This is a genomic window from Fodinicola feengrottensis, assembly GCF_039530045.1.
Taxonomy (GTDB): domain Bacteria; phylum Actinomycetota; class Actinomycetes; order Mycobacteriales; family HKI-0501; genus Fodinicola; species Fodinicola feengrottensis.
This window is the reverse complement of record NZ_BAAANY010000036.1, coordinates 177,572-193,577: the sequence shown is the minus strand read 5'-3', so window position 1 is coordinate 193,577 and position 16,006 is coordinate 177,572. Positions and strand designations below refer to the sequence as shown.

Here is a 16,006-nt window from a genome sequence, read left to right as displayed (position 1 = left end):
AGTTTCTTAGTCCTCCAGCGCTTCGAGGCCGGGCAAGGTCTTGCCCTCCAGGAACTCCAGCGAAGCGCCACCTCCGGTGGAGATGTGCCCGAAAGAATCCTCGCCCAGTTCTAGCAGGCGTACGGCCGCGGCCGAATCACCGCCACCGACCACCGATAGACCCGAGACCGCGGCGACGGCTTCGCCGACACCACGCGTACCGCCAGCGAACGGAGCCACTTCGAAAACGCCCATCGGGCCATTCCAGAACACCGTTTTCGCGGTTTTGAGTATGTCCGCAAACAGCGCCACCGAAGCCGGGCCAATATCAAGGCCCTTGAGGTTGTCCGGAATCTCGTCGGCAGCGACCACCTTCACCAACGCGTCCGGGATGATCGCCTCGGCGACCACCACGTCCACCGGCAACACCAGCTTGTCGCCGGCGTCGGCGAGCAGTTGCTTGCAGACCTCGACCTGGTCCTCTTCCAGCAGCGAGCCGCCGACCTCTTTGCCCTGGGCTTTGAGGAAGGTGAAGCACATCCCGCCACCAACCAGCAGTTTGTCGACTTTGGGCAGCAGGGATTGGATAACACCGAGCTTGTCTGACACTTTCGAGCCACCGAGAACGACCGCGTACGGCCGCTGGGGATCGGTGGTGAGCCGGCGCAGCACTGCCAGCTCGGTCGCGACCAGCAACCCGGCATAACGCGGAAGCTTGCGCGCGAGTTCGAAAACGCTGGCGTGCTTGCGGTGTACGGCGCCGAAAGCATCGTCCACATAGGACTCACCGAATGCGGCGAGTTCGGTTGCGAACGCCTGTCGCTCCGCTTCGTCCTTGGACGTCTCGCGCGAGTCGAAACGCACATTCTCCAGCAGCGCGACGCCGCCGTTTTCCAGGCCCGCGACGGCCGCTTTCGCGCTTTCCCCCACTGTGTCGGTGGCGAAAGCGACCGGCGCGTCGAGCAGCTCGGACAGCCGGATCGCGACCGGATTCAGCGAGTACGCGACATCCGGCTTGCCTTTCGGCCGGCCCAAATGGCTCAGCAGAACCACCTGAGCGCCGGCCTCGCGCAACTTGTTCACCGTCGGCAGCACGGCCTTGATCCGGCCGTCGTCGGTGATCCGGCCGTTGTCCAGCGGCACGTTCAGGTCCACGCGTACGAGGACCTTTGCGCCGGCGACACCGGCCTTCAGCAGGTCGTCAAGCGTACGAACGACAGCGGTGCTCACTTCAGTGCTCACTACAGTGCTCACTACAGAGACGACCCGACGTACGCGGCGAGGTCGACGAGGCGGTTCGAGTAGCCCCACTCGTTGTCGTACCAGCCCAGGACCTTGACCTGGTTGCCGATGACCTTGGTCAGCGGCGCATCGAAGATGCAGGACGCCGGGTGCGTGACGATGTCGGCCGACACGATCGGGTCGGTGTTGTAGACCAGGTAGCCCTTGAGCGGGCCCTCGGCAGCCGCCTTGAACGCGGCGTTGATGTCGTCCACGGACGCCTCGTTGGTCAGCGTCGCGGTCAGGTCGGTCGCCGAACCGGTCGGCACCGGCACCCGCAGCGCGTACCCGTCCAGCTTGCCCTTCAGTTCCGGCAGCACCAGGCCGATCGCCTTCGCGGCACCGGTCGAGGTCGGGATGATGCTCAGCGCGGCCGCACGGGCCCGGCGCAGGTCCTTGTGCGGCGCGTCCTGCAGGTTCTGGTCCTGCGTGTACGCGTGGATCGTCGTCATCAGGCCGCGCTCGATGCCGAAGCTGTCGTTCAGCACCTTCGCCAGCGGCGCGAGGCAGTTCGTGGTGCAGGACGCGTTGGAGATGATGGCGTGCTCGGCGGGCTTGTACGTCTCGTGGTTGACACCCATCACCACGGTCACGTCGTCGTTCTTCGCCGGCGCGGAGATGATGACCTTCTTGGCGCCGGCCGCCAGGTGCGCCTTCGCCTTCTCGCCGTCGGTGAAGAACCCGGTCGACTCGATGACGATGTCCGCGCCGAGGTCCTTCCACGGCAGGTTCGCGGGGTCACGCTCGGCGCTCGCGCGCACGACCTTGCCGTTGACGGTGATGTTCTCGTCGTCATAGCTGACCTCAGCGTTGAGCCGGCCGAGAATGCTGTCGTACTTGAGCAGGTGCGCCAGGGTCGCGTTGTCGACGAGGTCGTTGACACCGACCACCTCGACATCCGCACCGGAGGCCAGCACGGCGCGGAAGAAGTTGCGGCCGATGCGGCCGAAGCCGTTGATGCCTACACGGATCGTCACGCGGATTCTCTCCTCGATCTGAGGTGGTCTCCAGCGACCCAACGCCGCTGCGGAACACCTCACACTGGTCGTCACTCGCGAGCCTATCGACCCAGGCTGGCGTACCACTACCGGACCCTCTAGATCGATTCAAGAAACGTACGTGATTGCCACCACTTTCCGACTGTGCGTCGATCTGCGGGTGGGGCTGGATTCCCGCCGGCTGTGGGGTTTTGTCCCGCACTTGACGTCGAGTGCGGGGTTTTGTCCCGCACTCGAGACCTGACCAGTTGTCCAGAAATGGGGAACTGTCCCCAACCGCACCACCGAAAACAAAGATCTACTGGGCCAGCATGTCCTGGGTGACACTCGACTCGGTGTCGGGAATGCCCATTTCGCTGGCGCGTTTGTCAGCGAGAGCAAGCAAACGCCTTATGCGACCGGCGACGGCGTCCTTGGTCAGTGGCGGATTCGCCAGTTGTCCCAGCTCCTCCAGGGAAGCCTGTTTGTGCGTCAATCTCAACCGGCCGGCCTCGATCAGGTGCATTGGAGCCTGACCACCGAGGATTTCCAGCGCCCGCTCGACTCGGGCACCGGCGGCGACCGCGGCGCGGGCGGAGCGGCGGAGGTTGGCATCATCGAAGTTGGCCAGCCGGTTGGCGGTCGCTCGGACTTCGCGGCGCATCCGGCGTTCTTCCCAGGCCAGTACGCTCGCGTGCGCGCCGATCCGGGTGAGCAGGGCGCCAATGGCGTCCCCGTCTCGTACGACCACGCGGTCGACGCCGCGCACTTCTCGGGCCTTCGCCGAGATACCTAATCGGCGCGCGGCGCCCACCAGCGCCAACGCCGCTTCCGGGCCCGGACAGGTGATCTCCAGCGACGCCGAGCGGCCCGGCTCGGTCAGTGAGCCATGCGCGAGGAAGGCACCTCGCCAGGCCGCTTCCGTGCAACAAAGACCCGCCGACACCACTTGCGGCGGCAGCCCTCTCACCGGCCGGCCGCGCAGATCGAGCAGACCAGTTTGGCGGGCCAACGCCTCGCCGTCCCGGCTCACCCGGACGATGTAGCGGCTCCCGCGCCGCAACCCGCCGGACGCCAGCACCTGGATCTCGCTGGAGTGCCCATAGACCTCGGTGATCTCCCGGCGTAGCCGCCGGGCCGCGGCGCCGGTGTCCAACTCGGCTTCCACGATGACCCTGCCGCCCACAATGTGCAGCCCGCCGGCGAACCGCAGCAACGCGGCCATCTCGGCTTTTCGGCAGCACGGCTTGGTAACGGTGAGCCGACTCAGTTCATCCTTGACCGCTGCTGTCATCGCCATGAGTCCACCGCCATCCTCTCGTACGCCCCATCCAGTGCCCCCCACAGAGCCGCCGCCAGCAAAGACTGGTCATGACGAGGTGTCCCATCGGCTGCCGCCACCGGCGCGTGGATCACGCGCGCCCCCATTGCCGCGGCGGCAGAGTCCAGTTTGGTTGTCACTTCTGAATTGGCCGGCGCCACGGACGGATCGGTGACGATCGCGTCGCATCGCAGCCCCGGCAGATGCTCGGCCAGCACGTCCACATGGGCCGCCGCCGTCATCCCCTCGGTCTCCCCAGGACCGGCTGCCAAATTGAGCACCAGCACCACTTTCGCCCGGGTCCGCGCCACCGCGGCCCCTATCCCGGGCACCAACAGGGGCGCCAGCACACTGGTGAACCACGAGCCAGGACCAATCACCACCGCGTCCGCGGCCTCGATCGCCTGGACCGCCGCCGGACAGGCCGGCACGTCTTCCGGATCGATCCAGAGCCGGCGAATCCGGCCTCTGGCGCGGACGAGTGCGGCCTGCCCACCGACCTTTTCGGCTCGGTCGGATCCCGCCGTCACTACCTCACCACCCAGCACCAACGGCCGTTCCGCGGCTGGCAACACCCGCCCCCGGGCGTCCAGCATCGCGGCGGCGGCGGCCAGCGCGGTCGGTGCGTCGCCGAGCTGTTCCAGCAGCCCGGCGAGGATCAGATTGCCCACAGCGTGCCCGGCCAACGGCCCGGTGCCGCCGAGGCGGTGTTCGAACAACGTCGCCGCGGTGACCGCGGTCGGACTGTCTCCAGCCAGCGCGACCAGCGATTTACGCAGGTCACCGGGTGGCAGGATGCCCAGCTCGGAGCGTACGCGACCCGAGGACGCACCGTCGTCGGCGACCGACACGACCGCGCTCAGGTCCAGCCGGCGACCCGGCTGGTCGAGGTGCTTCAGGGCTCGTACGGACGCGGCCAAGCCGTGGCCACCGCCGATCGCGACAACCCGCAGCTTCGGCGTCCGCCGTGGCTTGGCGACCTTTCCCGCGCGGGCCCGCACCCTGGTCACTCCCGCCCCAGATCGCGGTGAACCACCCGGACCGGCAGCTTGCTCTCTTCCAGCATCGCCCCGAGCCGCTCGGCGGTGGCGACGCTGCGGTGCTTGCCGCCCGTACAACCGACCGCCACGGTCAAATACTGCTTGCCCTCACCGGCGAAACCGTCGACGACATCGGTCAGCAGTGCCGCATATCGAGACAGGAACTGCGCGGCTCCCGGCTGCTTGAGCACGAAGTCGGCCACGTCCGGGTGCTGGCCGGTCAGCGGCCGCAGCTCCGGCACCCAGTGCGGGTTGGGCAGGAATCGCATGTCCACCAGGAAATCCGCGTCGCCGGGCACGCCGTACTTGAAGCCGAAAGAAAGCACGGTCGCCTTCAGCCGGTGCCACTCGTCGCCGAAGATCTCCTCGACCCGGTTCCGCAGCTGGTTCACATTCAGCTCGGTGGTGTCGATGATCAGGTCGGCCTCGCCGCGGGCGCTGGCGAGCAGCGCGCGCTCGGCGATGATGCCGTCAAAGAGCCGGCCATCGCCCTGCAACGGGTGCTTACGACGCACACTTTCATAACGGCGTACGAGCACATCGTCGTCGGCTTCCAGGAAAAGCACCCGCGGATGGAAGTCCCGGGCTCGCAGTTGCTGGATCGCCTCGGCGATGTCGGAAGAAAGGGCGCGGCTGCGTACGTCCAGCACGATCGCCGTTCGCCTCGCGGCGCCACCGGTTTGCTGCGCCAACTCCGCCATCGTGATGACGAGCGACTGGGGCAGGTTGTCGACCACGTAATATCCGACGTTTTCCAGCGCACGCGCCACCGTCGAGCGACCCGCGCCCGACAGTCCAGTCACGATGACCAGGTCCATCACCGACGGCACCGTGGACAGCCTGCTGTCACTCGACCTGAACTGCGCGGACCTCGCCTGCGCCGACGACCCACCGGTCACTGCTGCCCCTCCCCAGCGTCCGGCTCGAGCACTTCCCCCGTCGCCGCATCAAATGCGATCGCATCCCCCGCGGAGCGATTTTCCCCATAAGAGGAATCCGGCTCCCCAAGCCCGACACCGGCCGATTCCCCCTCGCCCGGTGACGAAGACTGTCCCACCGTAGCCGGCCCACCTTCGGCATTTGCCGCCACCCCACCAAGTGCGGTGTGTACGGCTTGTGCGGTATGTAAACCTATCCCCGGCACGTCGGTGATGTCCTGAACACTGGCCGCCCGCAGCTTTTTCAATGACCCGAAGTGTTTCAGCAGCGCCTTGCGCCGGGTTTCGCCGAGACCGGGCACGCTGTCCAACGCCGACGCCGTCATCCGCTTCGACCGCTTCTGCCGGTGATAGGTGATGGCGAACCGGTGCGCCTCATCCCTGACCCGCTGCAGCAGATAAAGACCTTCGCTCGTACGAGGCAAGATCACCGGGTAGTCCTCGCCCGGCAACCACACCTCCTCCAGCCGCTTCGCCAGCCCGCACAGCACCACATCGGTGATACCGAGCTCGCTGAGCACCGCGGCGGCCGACGACACCTGCGGAGCGCCACCGTCCACCACCAGCAGATTCGGTGCGTACGCGAACTTCTTCGGCTTTCCGGTCTCCGGGTCGATGCCCTCGCCGACCACACCGCTGGACGATTCCCGCTCGCTCAGATACCGAGCGAACCGGCGGCGCAACACCTCGGCCATCGCGGCCGTGTCGTCCGGTCCGCGCTCACCCTCGACGATGGTCCCTTCGCCGCGTACGGCGAACCGCCGGTATTCGGACTTACGCGGCACCCCGTCCTCGAAGACAACCATCGACCCGACCACGTCGGTGCCCTGCACGTGCGAGATGTCGTAGCACTCGATCCGCAGCGGCGCGTCGTCCAGGCCGAGCGCGTCGGCGATCTCGGCCAGCGCCTGCGAGCGTACGGTCAGATCGCCGGCTCGACGGAGTTTGTGCTGCGTGAGCGACTGGCCGGCGTTGCGCTGGACCGTCTCCATCAGCGCCCGCTTGTCCCCGCGCTGCGGCACCCGCAGGTCGACGCGGCTGCCGCGCAGGCCGGTCAGCCAACTGCTGAGCGCCTCGGCGTCCTCCGGGAGCTGTGGCACGAGCACCTCGCGGGGCACCGCTTCGCTGTCCTCGCCGCCGTAGATCTGCGTACAGAACTGTTCCACCAACTGCCCAGTGTCCACATCGGACACCTTCTCGGTGACCCAGCCGCGCTGGCCGCGCACCCGCCCGCCTCGTACGTGGAAGACCTGCACAGCGGCCTCCAGCGGATCCTCCGCGAACGCCACCACATCGGCGTCGGTGCCGTCGCCGAACACCACCGCCTGCTTCTCCAGCGCCCGCCGCAGCGCGCCGATGTCGTCCCGCAACCGGGCCGCCCGCTCGAAATCCAGGTCGTCGGACGCGGCCCGCATGTCCTTCTCCAACCGGCGGATCATCTGGTCCGTCTTGCCGGCCATGAAGTCGCAGAAGTCCTCGACGATCGCCCGGTGCTCCTCGGCGCTGACCCGGCCGACGCATGGTGCCGAACACTTGCCGATGTAGCCGAGCAGGCACGGCCGACCGATCTGGCCGGAGCGCTTGAAAACTCCGGCCGAGCAGGTCCGGGACGGGAACACCCGAAGTAACAGGTCCAGGGTTTCCCGAATCGCCCAAGCATGTGAATACGGGCCGAAATAACGCACGCCCTTGCGCTTGGGGCCGCGCATGACCAGCAGCCGCGGGTATTCCTCGTACAAGGTGACCGCGAGGCTCGGATAGCTCTTGTCGTCCCGATAGCGGACGTTGAAGCGCGGGTCGTATTCCTTGATCCAGGAATACTCCAGCTGCAGCGCCTCGACCTCGGTGCCCACCACCGTCCAGTCGACGCTCGCCGCGGTGGTGACCATCTGGTACGTCCGCGGGTGCAGCCCACCGGGATCCGCGAAATAGGAGTTCAGCCGCGACCGCAGGCTTTTGGCCTTGCCGACATAGACCACCCGGCCCGTCTGGTCACGGAATCGGTAAACGCCCGGCGACTCGGGGATGGTGCCCGTCGCGGGCCGGTACGTCGCTGGATCCGGCACGCCCACACCCTAGCTCGCCGCACCGACAGCGTGTCGGTGATGCCGGGCCGTACAAACCGCGGAAATCCCCTTGATGCCATCGGGCAGCATGGACTCATGGCATCGACAGCTCCGCGTCTTCCGGTCGGCACCCAGGTGGTGCTGCGCGACCTCGCGGCCGACCACAGTGGCCGGCCGGTCCAGCGCGGTGCCATCGGCCGGGTCGTCGGCGACCAACCGGACGGTTCGTACGCCGTGAAGCTGTCCGACGGTCGTACGCTCGGCGCCGCCCGCGACCAGCTGTCATTACGTCGCGCGTACCAGCAGGACCTCGCGGTGGGTCTGTACTCGGATCCGCACCAGCTCGTCAACGACCACACGATCTACGCCGTCGTCGTCGGATCGCGCGCTTTCGGTCTGTCGACAGACGCCTCCGACACGGACGTGCGTGGCGTCTACGTCGCGCCGACAGCGGATTTCTGGTCGCTAGCCAAGCCTCCGATGCACGTTGAGGGTCCCGAGGATGAGTGGTTCAGCTGGGAGGTCGAGCGGTTTTGTGAGCTGGCGTTGAAAGCCAATCCGAACGTCCTGGAGGTGCTCTGGTCGCCGCTGGTCCGCCGAGTCACGCCGGTCGGACAGGAATTGTTGGACATTCGGCAGGCTTTCCTGTCCCAGCTGGCTTATCAGACCTATCACGGCTACACGCTGAGCCAGTTCAAGAAACTCGAGGCAGACCTGCGCCAGCGCGGCGAGCCGAAATGGAAGCACGTCATGCACCTGCTGCGCCTGCTGCTGTCGGCGCGAACACTGTTGCGTACGGGCGAGCTCGCTATCGACGTCGGCGACCAGCGGGACGCCTTGCTGGCCGTGCGACGCGGCGAACGGTCGTGGGAGGAAGTCGAGCGGTGGCGGTTGTCGCTGCACCGCGACCTGGACGACGCCATGGACGGCACCCCGCTGCCGGCCGTGCCCAACATCGCGCGCGTCGACGGGTGGCTCCGGGACGTACGCCTGCGCGGAGTGCCGCGATGACCCGGGACATGCGCGAGCTCTCGATGCCGGAGCTGCGGGACGTGGTAGCCGAGCAGCCGTACGAGCTGCTGTTCGTCACCGTGTCCGGTGCGCACCTCTACGGTTTTCCGTCCGTCGACTCGGATGTCGATCTACGGGGCGTCCACGTCCTGCCGCTCTCCGACGTCGTCGGGTTGCGCGGCGGCCCGGAAACCATCGATCGGATGTGGACTCGGGCCGGCGCCGAAATCGACCTGGTGACCCATGACGCGGGCAAGTTCTTCCGGCTGCTGTTGCGGCGCAACGGATATGTGCTGGAGCAGCTGCTGTCCCCGCTGGTCGTGACCACCGGCCCGGTGCACGCCGAGCTGGTCGACCTGGCGCCTTCGTTGCTGACCAGGCACCACGCCCACCATTACCGCGGTTTCGGCCGCGGTCAATGGCGGCTTTTTCAGCAGGGCAACGACCTCAAGCCGCTGCTCTACACGTTTCGCGTCCTGCTGACCGGCATCCACCTGCTGCGTTCTGGTGAGGTCGTCGCGCACCTGCCCACGCTGGTCGATCTCGTCGACGCGCCCGCGTACTTGCCGGACCTGATCGCCACCAAAGCTGGTGCCGAACACTCCACTGTGGACGGTGATTTCGAGGCGGACATCGCTGGTCTTTTCCAAGTGCTGGACGACACGGAGCAGGACAGCGAGCTGCCCGACTCCCCGACCGCCGAGCCCGCCCTGCATGACCTGCTCGTACGACTCCGGACGCGCGGCCTAACTTTTCTTTAGCGCACCGGTAATTCCGTGCATTGCGGCGGACATCCGCTCAACATACCCTTCCGGCTCGCCGAAATGGATGGCCAGGTGTTCGGCTCCGGCGGCCGCGAAGCCGACCGCCGCGGAAATCAGGTCGTCCAGGCTCGTGTCCCAGGCCGTACGCGTGCCAACCGCAATCGGCCGATCGGTCTGCTGCTTGAGGAATGCGACCCGTTCGGCGAATTTCGGGGCGTCGATGCCAAATCCCTGCCAGCTGTCGGCCAGCCGAGCCACCCGCCGGAGCGCCCCGTCGGACGTACCACCCACCATGATCGGCACTGGATGATCCGGCCGCGGCTCGAAGAACCCGTCTTCGAAACCATAAAAAGTGCCTTCGAACGGGCCTGCACCAGCCGCGAAAAGGTGCCTTAGCAGCGCGACGGCCTCGTCCGTACGGGCCGCCCGCGTGCCGAAATCGGACCGCAGCGCGGTGAACTCCGACTCCTCCCAGCCGATCCCGACGCCGAGCGTGACCCGGCCTTCGGACAGCCGGTCGATGGTCGCGACCTGTTTCGCGACCAGGAACGGATCGCGCAGCGGAAGAATCAACACCGAGGTGCCGAGCCGGATATTCGTGGTCGTACCGGCCAGATGCCCGAGCGTGACCAGCGGCTCGTACACGCCGCCATAGGTCATCCCGTACGGACCGGGCGGCAGCACGTGATCCGGCAGCCACGCGGTGTGATAGCCGAGCGCGTCGGCCGCCCGGGTGATTTCCTGCAGCGTCCGCCGCCCCATCCCGACCGATTCATTCGGTAACACCACTTGCAGTTGCATTCTGCCGAATCTAACGAAACGGCGCCGGTTTGTCTGGTTCCGGCGCCGTTTCGTACGCGACTAGCCGTTAACGGTCACCGTGGTCGTGGCGGTGACCCCACCGCTGGTGACCGAGATCGTGGCCGTACCAGCGTGCCGGCCGGTGACCACCCCGGTCCGCTCGTCCACCGAGGCGATCCATGACGCCGACGACGACCAGACGTGCGAGGCCGGATCGGCGATCGGCAACGTCAGCGGCGGCAGGTTGTCGCCGCCCACGGCCGTGCCGGTCGCGCTCAGCCGCAGCGTCTTGCGTACGGCCAGCGGCCCGGTCGGCGCCGTCACCGCGATCTGCGACAGCACCGGCTCGACGCTGAACTGGATGGTCCCGGACGGCGAGGTGTGCAGCAGGCCGAAATGATAGAAACCGCCCTGGTTGGACGGCGCGTACGCCGGCATGCCGAGGTCCGCGAAGGTCAGCTGCGGAACCCCACCGTGCGCGACATCGGTGGCATTTCCGTCCGGGTCAAGGATTTGCTCGGAGAAGCCGCGGGCATGCCCGTACACCATCACCACGTTTTTGCCCGGGTGCGTTTGGATGTAGCGCTGCACCAGGCGGACGTATTCGCGAGCCTCCCAGCTGCGGCTGAACTGGCTGTCCTTGGCCTCATGCGGGTCGTACGCCGGAGTGTGCGTGACGACCACGATCGCTTTGGCCTTGGAGGTGGTCAACTGCTGGACCAGCCAGGGAAACTGCGGCTCGTTCGGCACCTGGAACGGATCCGATTTCTGGATGCCGATGTGCGAGCTGTCGGTGACGATCACCTGCGCGCTTCCCTGCTGGTACGCGTAATGCGTGTCGCCGAAGACCTTGGTGAAGTTCTGGTTCTCCGGCACCGCGCCCTGGGTGATCTCGTGGTTGCCGACCGCGTCGCGATACGGGACGCCGATCGCCTGCATTTTGCTGTTGGCGTACTGCAAATTCGGCAGGTCACCGTTGTCGGACATGTCTCCGAGGAACTGCGCCATCGCCGGTTTGGCGTTCGCCGGCAGCCGCGGCACCCGCTGGGCAATCGCCGCCATCACGTTGGCACTGGCCGAATTCGGGGTAGACGCCAGCATATGCGCGTCGTCACCGGTCAGAATCGTGGTGCCATCGTGGGAGAAGTCGCCCGCGTTCTCCTCGAACCGCAGCCAAGACGGGTTATTTGGCACCGCCACGTACGGCGGCGTCACGATCGGCCGCGGTGAATAGAGTGCGTCCAGGCCGCCGACGGTGAGCGTGCCGCTGTACGGCTCGTCGGCCTGCGCGATCTGCAGGAAATCAAGGAAGTTCACGCTGATCGGCGCCGGCATGGTGCTCGGCACTGGAATGTTGACCCGTTTCCAGCCGGTAAAGGTGATGAAAGTCGGATAGAGGGTGGCCGACGTACCATCCGCGCCGACCAGTTTCGCGGCGAAGTCAATGCCCTTGCCGTCGCCCTTCACCCACACACCGATCGACGTGGGAGCCCGGCCGTTCGCGTCGGCCGGCGCGCTCAGCGTCACTTTCGGGCTCAGCACCAGCTGTTTCACGCCAGGAGACCGCGGAATCGAATAGGCCACCTGCATCGAGCCGACCGCCGACGAACCGGGCGGCACATCGCCGGGAGCGTTCGTGAAAGTGGCGTCCGCGGTCGTGGTGTTGCGCAGGCTCCACGCGCTCGCGTCGGCGGTGTCGGCGATGTGGTGCGACTCGCCGCCAACCGCCACACTCGCGGTCGCGGTCTTCCCACCAAGAGTCGCCGTCACGGTCGCCATTCCGCCGTCAGCGGCTCCGGCCGTCAAGACGCCGTGGGCGTCGATCGTGCCAAGATTTGCCGGTGTCACGGCCCATTTCGCCGCCTCGGCCGGCACCTGCACGTCGGTGGAGCCGCTCTTGCCGGACAACGTGAAGGTGACCTTGTCGCCATTCGCGATATCCGGTGCGGGCGGCGAAACCGCCAGCGAGCTGAGACTGTCGGTGACCCTTACCGTCTGCACGCTGGTGGCATATCCGTTCCGGGCAACGATCACCGCGGTGCCGGCACTGTGCGCTGTCAACGTGCCGTTTTCGTACGAGGCAATCCAAGACGGGACGACGGTGACATCGTTCGTACCGGTGGCAGGGTTTCCGGCACTGTCCGTCGCGTACACCTTGAGTGGCACGGACGCGTTGGGCACGGTGACCACCGGCTTGCCACCGTTGATGACGACCTGCCGGGCCTGGCTGGCCGACTTCTCGGTCGTGTACACGAAAATGCCGTTCGCGACATTGCGCTCGTGACCGTCGGATGGATTGTTCATGATCGCCGGAGTGGTCTCGCCGGGCCGCCGGGCGATCATTTCGCTGGAGCCGCCGCCATCGAACAGGATCGCCGAATCCACGCCGTGGGCGACAAAATAGCCGGCCGCCACGGTCGGCGTGACGCCCACTGCCTGGTTGTCCGCGCCGCGCCCGTCGATGACCACGACCAGCGCGTGCTTGCCGTCCTTGCTCAGGCCAACCGCGGTTTCCGGGTTACGGGTGGGATTGTTGCCGCCCGGTGGTTCGCCAGTCGGGTCGACATACGCCTTGCCGTCTTTGACCAGCTGAGTCGCGCCGCTGATCAGACCGGTCAAGTCGTTGTCCGGCGCGATTTTCTGGCTGACCGTCAGCTTGTCGCCAGCCTTCACGGTTGCCGCCAACCAGTCGCCGCCGGCGCCAGCACCCGCGAGCCCCTGCTGGTCGGCGGTCAGCGCCGGCAACACCTTCAGGCCGGTTTGTACGCTGTCGACCACAAAACCGGACGTGTCGCCATGCCCCACGACCAATGTGGACGGTGGCAGGCTGGTGGTGCCCGGCGCACGGTCGGTGAGCCCGAGACCGTTGGTCACCCGGGTGATCCCGCCACCGATCAGATCGCCAACCACGTTGATGGACGTGACCGCGTGCGTGTTCGTACCGTCGGTAACCGTCGCCGTGTAGGCCTGCGGGCCAATCACCATTGAGCCATCCGGCCGTACGCCCAACTGCGCGTTGTAGTTCGGCCGCGGGCTTTTCACGATGTTGCCGTCGCGGATCAGCGCGCCGCGGGGCGCGCCACTCGCGTTGATGTCGAAGTAGTCGCCGTTGACGCCGGCGATCGCGTGCGTACGCGCAGCCATCGAGCTGATCGTCTCGTTGGCCGGGTCGGTGATCCGGTCATCGTTCGCGACCATGCCGATGTGCACATTCGGGTCCGCGAGGTTCACGTCCAGCACCTGGCTGCGCTGCCGGCCGTCGATGGTGTCGTACGTTTCGCCGTACTGCTCGACGCCCTTGGTGATCGTGGTGCTGGGCGTCCGGCTCTGGTCGACGACCAGCTGCCAGCCGGGCGGGGTTTTCGGCAGCCAGCTCCGGTCGGAAGCGGTGGCGGTTTGCGCGCTCGCCGGCACGGCGACCAGAAGGCTCGCTACGAGTGCCGACGCGGTCGCCACTCGTAGGGTCAAACGGGATCGAGCGGACAACTCGTACTCCTCCGGTTGAGCTGGGCAAACGCCGGTCGACAGCTCAACACCCTAGGGCGTCCAGGAGGTTTCTGACTACATAACAGACGGCCACCGTAAGGTAATTACATGACCTGATGCGGTCTGGATTACTGTGGCAGTGTCAAAAGTCCGGCGACGACTTCGTCCAGCCGCTCGGCCACCACGTCCGGAGTGTCCACAATGGGCGGGACCCGGCCTTCGAGCCTGGTCACGAACCCGGTGGTCAGGCCGGCCCGGCCAGCGCCGTGGGTGTCCCACGAATGCGCCGCGACCAGAGCCGCCTGGTGCGGCTGGACGCCAGCGGTCGCACACGCGTACAGATAGGCCGGCCGCGGCGGCTTCCACGTGTGCACGTCAGCCGACGACATCACGCCGGTGAACCGCTCGTACACGCCGGCCTTGCGCAGCGCGCTGGCCACCACCTCGGTCTGGCCATGGGTGAACGCCCTCGCTCGTACGCCCGCGTCCGCCAGCAGGTCAAGCGCTGGGGTCACGTCCTTATGGATCGGCAGCTCGGCGAAACCGCTCACCACGTACTCGATCTGGTCGTCCTCGAGCACCCACCCGCTGGCCTGCGCCAACGCCGAGCGCGCGACCGCACCGAAGGTCTCGTACGTGCCGGCCAGGGTCAACGCCATGCCATCTCGGAGCGTACGAGCGAAGAACAGCTCCAGCAGGTGCGCCGGCTGACCCACCTCCACGATCCGGTCACGCAACGGTTCGAGAGAGAGCAGAGTTTCGAAGACGTCGAAGAACACGACCTTCGGCCGCTTCTTGGCAGATTCCACAGCTACGGAGCGTACTCCTTCATCGATCAAGCCGTCTCTCTTCGGAGTATGCACAGAGCGTCGCCACGCGGTAGCAGATTCGGCTACCCTTATTCACCATGACGGGGCATTTTAAGCGACTTGTCCGGATCGTTGCTGTCGTAGCGCTGGCCGGCCTGGCGTTGGGAGCCGCAACCGCCTGCGGGAAACCCACCCAGCCCGGCGGCCTCCCGCCCGCTCCCAGCACCAGCTCGGGCGGCAACCCCACCCCCAGCACCTCACCTAGCCCGTCCCTCACTCCCCCCGTAGCCGTCACCACCGGCACCGCGGAAGAACAAATCGACGCGCAAACCAGATCGTTCATCACGAAGGCACTTCCGCAGGCATATGTCGCACCGGCTAGCCGTCGGCGAGGTTTGCTCGAACCCGTCGCCATGGAACCGGCAATCGGCATCTACCTCAACCAAATGTCCGCACTTGATCAACAGAATCAAGAACAACGAGTCGAAGAGCAAATCATTAGCCTTACGATCCAACGCAGCGGATCGACAGCCCTTGCGAATACGTGTGTGGACTCGACTAAGGGCGGACTTTTCGACAAGAAGACAAATCGGCAACTGACACGCGGTGTCCCACGGGAGGTCCTTCTCTTCACGCTGAAGTCCGAGAAGAACGTCTGGAAGGTCAGCGGAACATCTGCCAAGGGCCAAAAATGCTGAGATTCCTGACGGCAGGCACTCTAGTCTTGATATTAATCAGTCACGCTTCGAATATTCACCGCCGTGATCCGCCACCGCAACCACCTCGCGTTGTCACAGGTGGCCAAGGAGCATTCGTCAATACTGACGAGCGCCTCCCAGGCCGACAAAATGACTCACACAGTCAAGCTGCCAGACAAAGCGGCAATAACGGAGCGACGACCCCCGCATATGTTTCGCCGTTTTGTCGGGTGACGGATATTGGGGGGAATCCGGAAGAGCAGAAGCGGCTGGACGTGAACTGTGGCGATCCAGCGACCGGTGGTCGGGGGCCTTTGATCAGCACTGCCGGGCTGGCGCAGGAAGTGGCGAACCAGCTGCCGATCCCCAGGCCGGACCTGCAGATCCGGCCCTTCACGACGTACGCCGACGGTATGAGGGGCGGCCTGACCGGCGCGCCGATGTGGCTGTGGATCGGTACGACGTGGAAGCCGCTCACCCAGCACACCACGCTCGGCCAGATCTGGGTCACTGTCGTGGCCACGCCAACAAAATCCAGCTGGTCTTTCGGCGACGGCACGGCGATTTCCTGTCAGGGGAGAGGCACCCCGCTCACCGACCCGTCCCAGGGTCTACGCGGCTCGCCCACTTGCGGGCACACGTACAAATCGACCTCAGCGGCCTTCAAAATCACCGCGACCGTCACGTGGACCATCTCGTGGACCGGCTCCGGTAACACCGGCGGCATCTTGGACCCGCTGAACCTCACCAACAACACGCTCTACACGGTCAAGCAGGCCCGTTCCCAACTTGTCGCCCCCTGACATAAGCATGGAGAGTATGCTTATGTCTATTG

General features: G+C 66.1%; 13 protein-coding genes. 4 read left to right on the top strand and 9 right to left on the bottom strand.

The features are described 5' to 3' along the window. Positions 1 to 6 precede the first annotated feature (6 nt). From ABD301_RS34995 to uvrC, 6 genes are all read right to left on the bottom strand, one after another. A complete protein-coding gene (locus tag ABD301_RS34995) occupies positions 7 to 1,221 on the bottom strand; it encodes a phosphoglycerate kinase (RefSeq protein ID WP_344314455.1) in 1,215 nt (404 codons plus the stop codon). Between the two features lie 11 nt (positions 1,222 to 1,232). After that, positions 1,233 to 2,237 (bottom strand): type I glyceraldehyde-3-phosphate dehydrogenase, encoded by a 1,005-nt coding sequence (gene gap / locus ABD301_RS34990; RefSeq protein ID WP_344314453.1) that lies wholly within the window; start codon positions 2,235 to 2,237, stop codon positions 1,233 to 1,235. A gap of 319 nt (positions 2,238 to 2,556) precedes the next feature. After that, positions 2,557 to 3,537, bottom strand: a complete 981-nt coding sequence (whiA, locus tag ABD301_RS34985; RefSeq protein WP_163567152.1) for a DNA-binding protein WhiA — start codon at positions 3,535 to 3,537, stop codon at positions 2,557 to 2,559. Further along, positions 3,528 to 4,568, bottom strand: a complete 1,041-nt coding sequence (locus ABD301_RS34980; protein WP_279579350.1) for a gluconeogenesis factor YvcK family protein — start codon at positions 4,566 to 4,568, stop codon at positions 3,528 to 3,530. The genes whiA and ABD301_RS34980 overlap by 10 nt, the downstream gene beginning before the upstream one ends. Next, positions 4,565 to 5,416 (bottom strand): RNase adapter RapZ, encoded by an 852-nt coding sequence (gene rapZ / locus ABD301_RS34975; protein WP_163567253.1) that lies wholly within the window; start codon positions 5,414 to 5,416, stop codon positions 4,565 to 4,567. Before rapZ ends, ABD301_RS34980 begins: the two co-directional genes overlap by 4 nt. 77 nt (positions 5,417 to 5,493) lie before the next feature. Beyond that, positions 5,494 to 7,602 carry an excinuclease ABC subunit UvrC gene (uvrC, locus tag ABD301_RS34970; protein WP_344314451.1) on the bottom strand — a complete coding sequence of 703 codons (2,109 nt, stop codon included), beginning with the start codon at positions 7,600 to 7,602 and terminating at the stop codon, positions 5,494 to 5,496. Positions 7,603 to 7,698: 96 nt separating this feature from the next. Between uvrC and ABD301_RS34965 the strand changes: the two genes are divergently transcribed. Next, entirely contained in the window at positions 7,699 to 8,613 is a 915-nt protein-coding gene (locus ABD301_RS34965) for a nucleotidyltransferase domain-containing protein (RefSeq protein WP_344314450.1), read from the top strand. After that, the gene (locus tag ABD301_RS34960) at positions 8,610 to 9,374 is read left to right on the top strand and encodes a nucleotidyltransferase domain-containing protein (RefSeq protein ID WP_344314449.1); all 765 of its coding nucleotides are present in this window, start codon (positions 8,610 to 8,612) and stop codon (positions 9,372 to 9,374) included. The genes ABD301_RS34965 and ABD301_RS34960 overlap by 4 nt, the downstream gene beginning before the upstream one ends. Here ABD301_RS34960 and ABD301_RS34955 read toward each other — a convergent pair. The 3 genes from ABD301_RS34955 to ABD301_RS34945 all read right to left on the bottom strand — a co-directional run bounded on the left by ABD301_RS34955 (position 9,360) and on the right by ABD301_RS34945 (position 14,473). Then, positions 9,360 to 10,178, bottom strand: a complete 819-nt coding sequence (locus ABD301_RS34955) for a TIGR03619 family F420-dependent LLM class oxidoreductase (RefSeq protein WP_344314448.1) — start codon at positions 10,176 to 10,178, stop codon at positions 9,360 to 9,362. The two genes, ABD301_RS34960 and ABD301_RS34955, sit on opposite strands and share 15 nt — an antisense overlap. 60 nt (positions 10,179 to 10,238) lie before the next feature. After that, positions 10,239 to 13,664: a phosphodiester glycosidase family protein gene (locus ABD301_RS34950; RefSeq protein ID WP_344314447.1), complete on the bottom strand. Its 3,426-nt coding sequence runs from the start codon at positions 13,662 to 13,664 to the stop codon at positions 10,239 to 10,241. Between the two features lie 128 nt (positions 13,665 to 13,792). Further along, a complete protein-coding gene (locus tag ABD301_RS34945) occupies positions 13,793 to 14,473 on the bottom strand; it encodes an HAD family hydrolase (protein WP_344314446.1) in 681 nt (226 codons plus the stop codon). A gap of 98 nt (positions 14,474 to 14,571) precedes the next feature. Between ABD301_RS34945 and ABD301_RS34940 the strand changes: the two genes are divergently transcribed. Both ABD301_RS34940 and ABD301_RS34935 read left to right on the top strand, forming a co-directional pair. Continuing rightward, positions 14,572 to 15,171, top strand: coding sequence for a hypothetical protein (locus ABD301_RS34940; RefSeq protein ID WP_344314445.1), 600 nt, complete (start codon positions 14,572 to 14,574; stop codon positions 15,169 to 15,171). Between the two features lie 230 nt (positions 15,172 to 15,401). Next, positions 15,402 to 15,974: a hypothetical protein gene (locus ABD301_RS34935; protein ID WP_344314444.1), complete on the top strand. Its 573-nt coding sequence runs from the start codon at positions 15,402 to 15,404 to the stop codon at positions 15,972 to 15,974. Positions 15,975 to 16,006: the final 32 nt, after the last annotated feature.

Coding starts and splice junctions, on each gene's coding strand:
- whiA (WP_163567152.1), bottom strand. CDS start 3,537: ATGGCGATGACAGCAGCGGTCAAGGATGAACTGAGTCGGCTCACCGTT.
- rapZ (WP_163567253.1), bottom strand. CDS start 5,416: ATGGACCTGGTCATCGTGACTGGACTGTCGGGCGCGGGTCGCTCGACG.
- ABD301_RS34965 (WP_344314450.1), top strand. CDS start 7,699: ATGGCATCGACAGCTCCGCGTCTTCCGGTCGGCACCCAGGTGGTGCTG.
- ABD301_RS34960 (WP_344314449.1), top strand. CDS start 8,610: ATGACCCGGGACATGCGCGAGCTCTCGATGCCGGAGCTGCGGGACGTG.
- ABD301_RS34955 (WP_344314448.1), bottom strand. CDS start 10,178: ATGCAACTGCAAGTGGTGTTACCGAATGAATCGGTCGGGATGGGGCGG.
- ABD301_RS34940 (WP_344314445.1), top strand. CDS start 14,572: ATGACGGGGCATTTTAAGCGACTTGTCCGGATCGTTGCTGTCGTAGCG.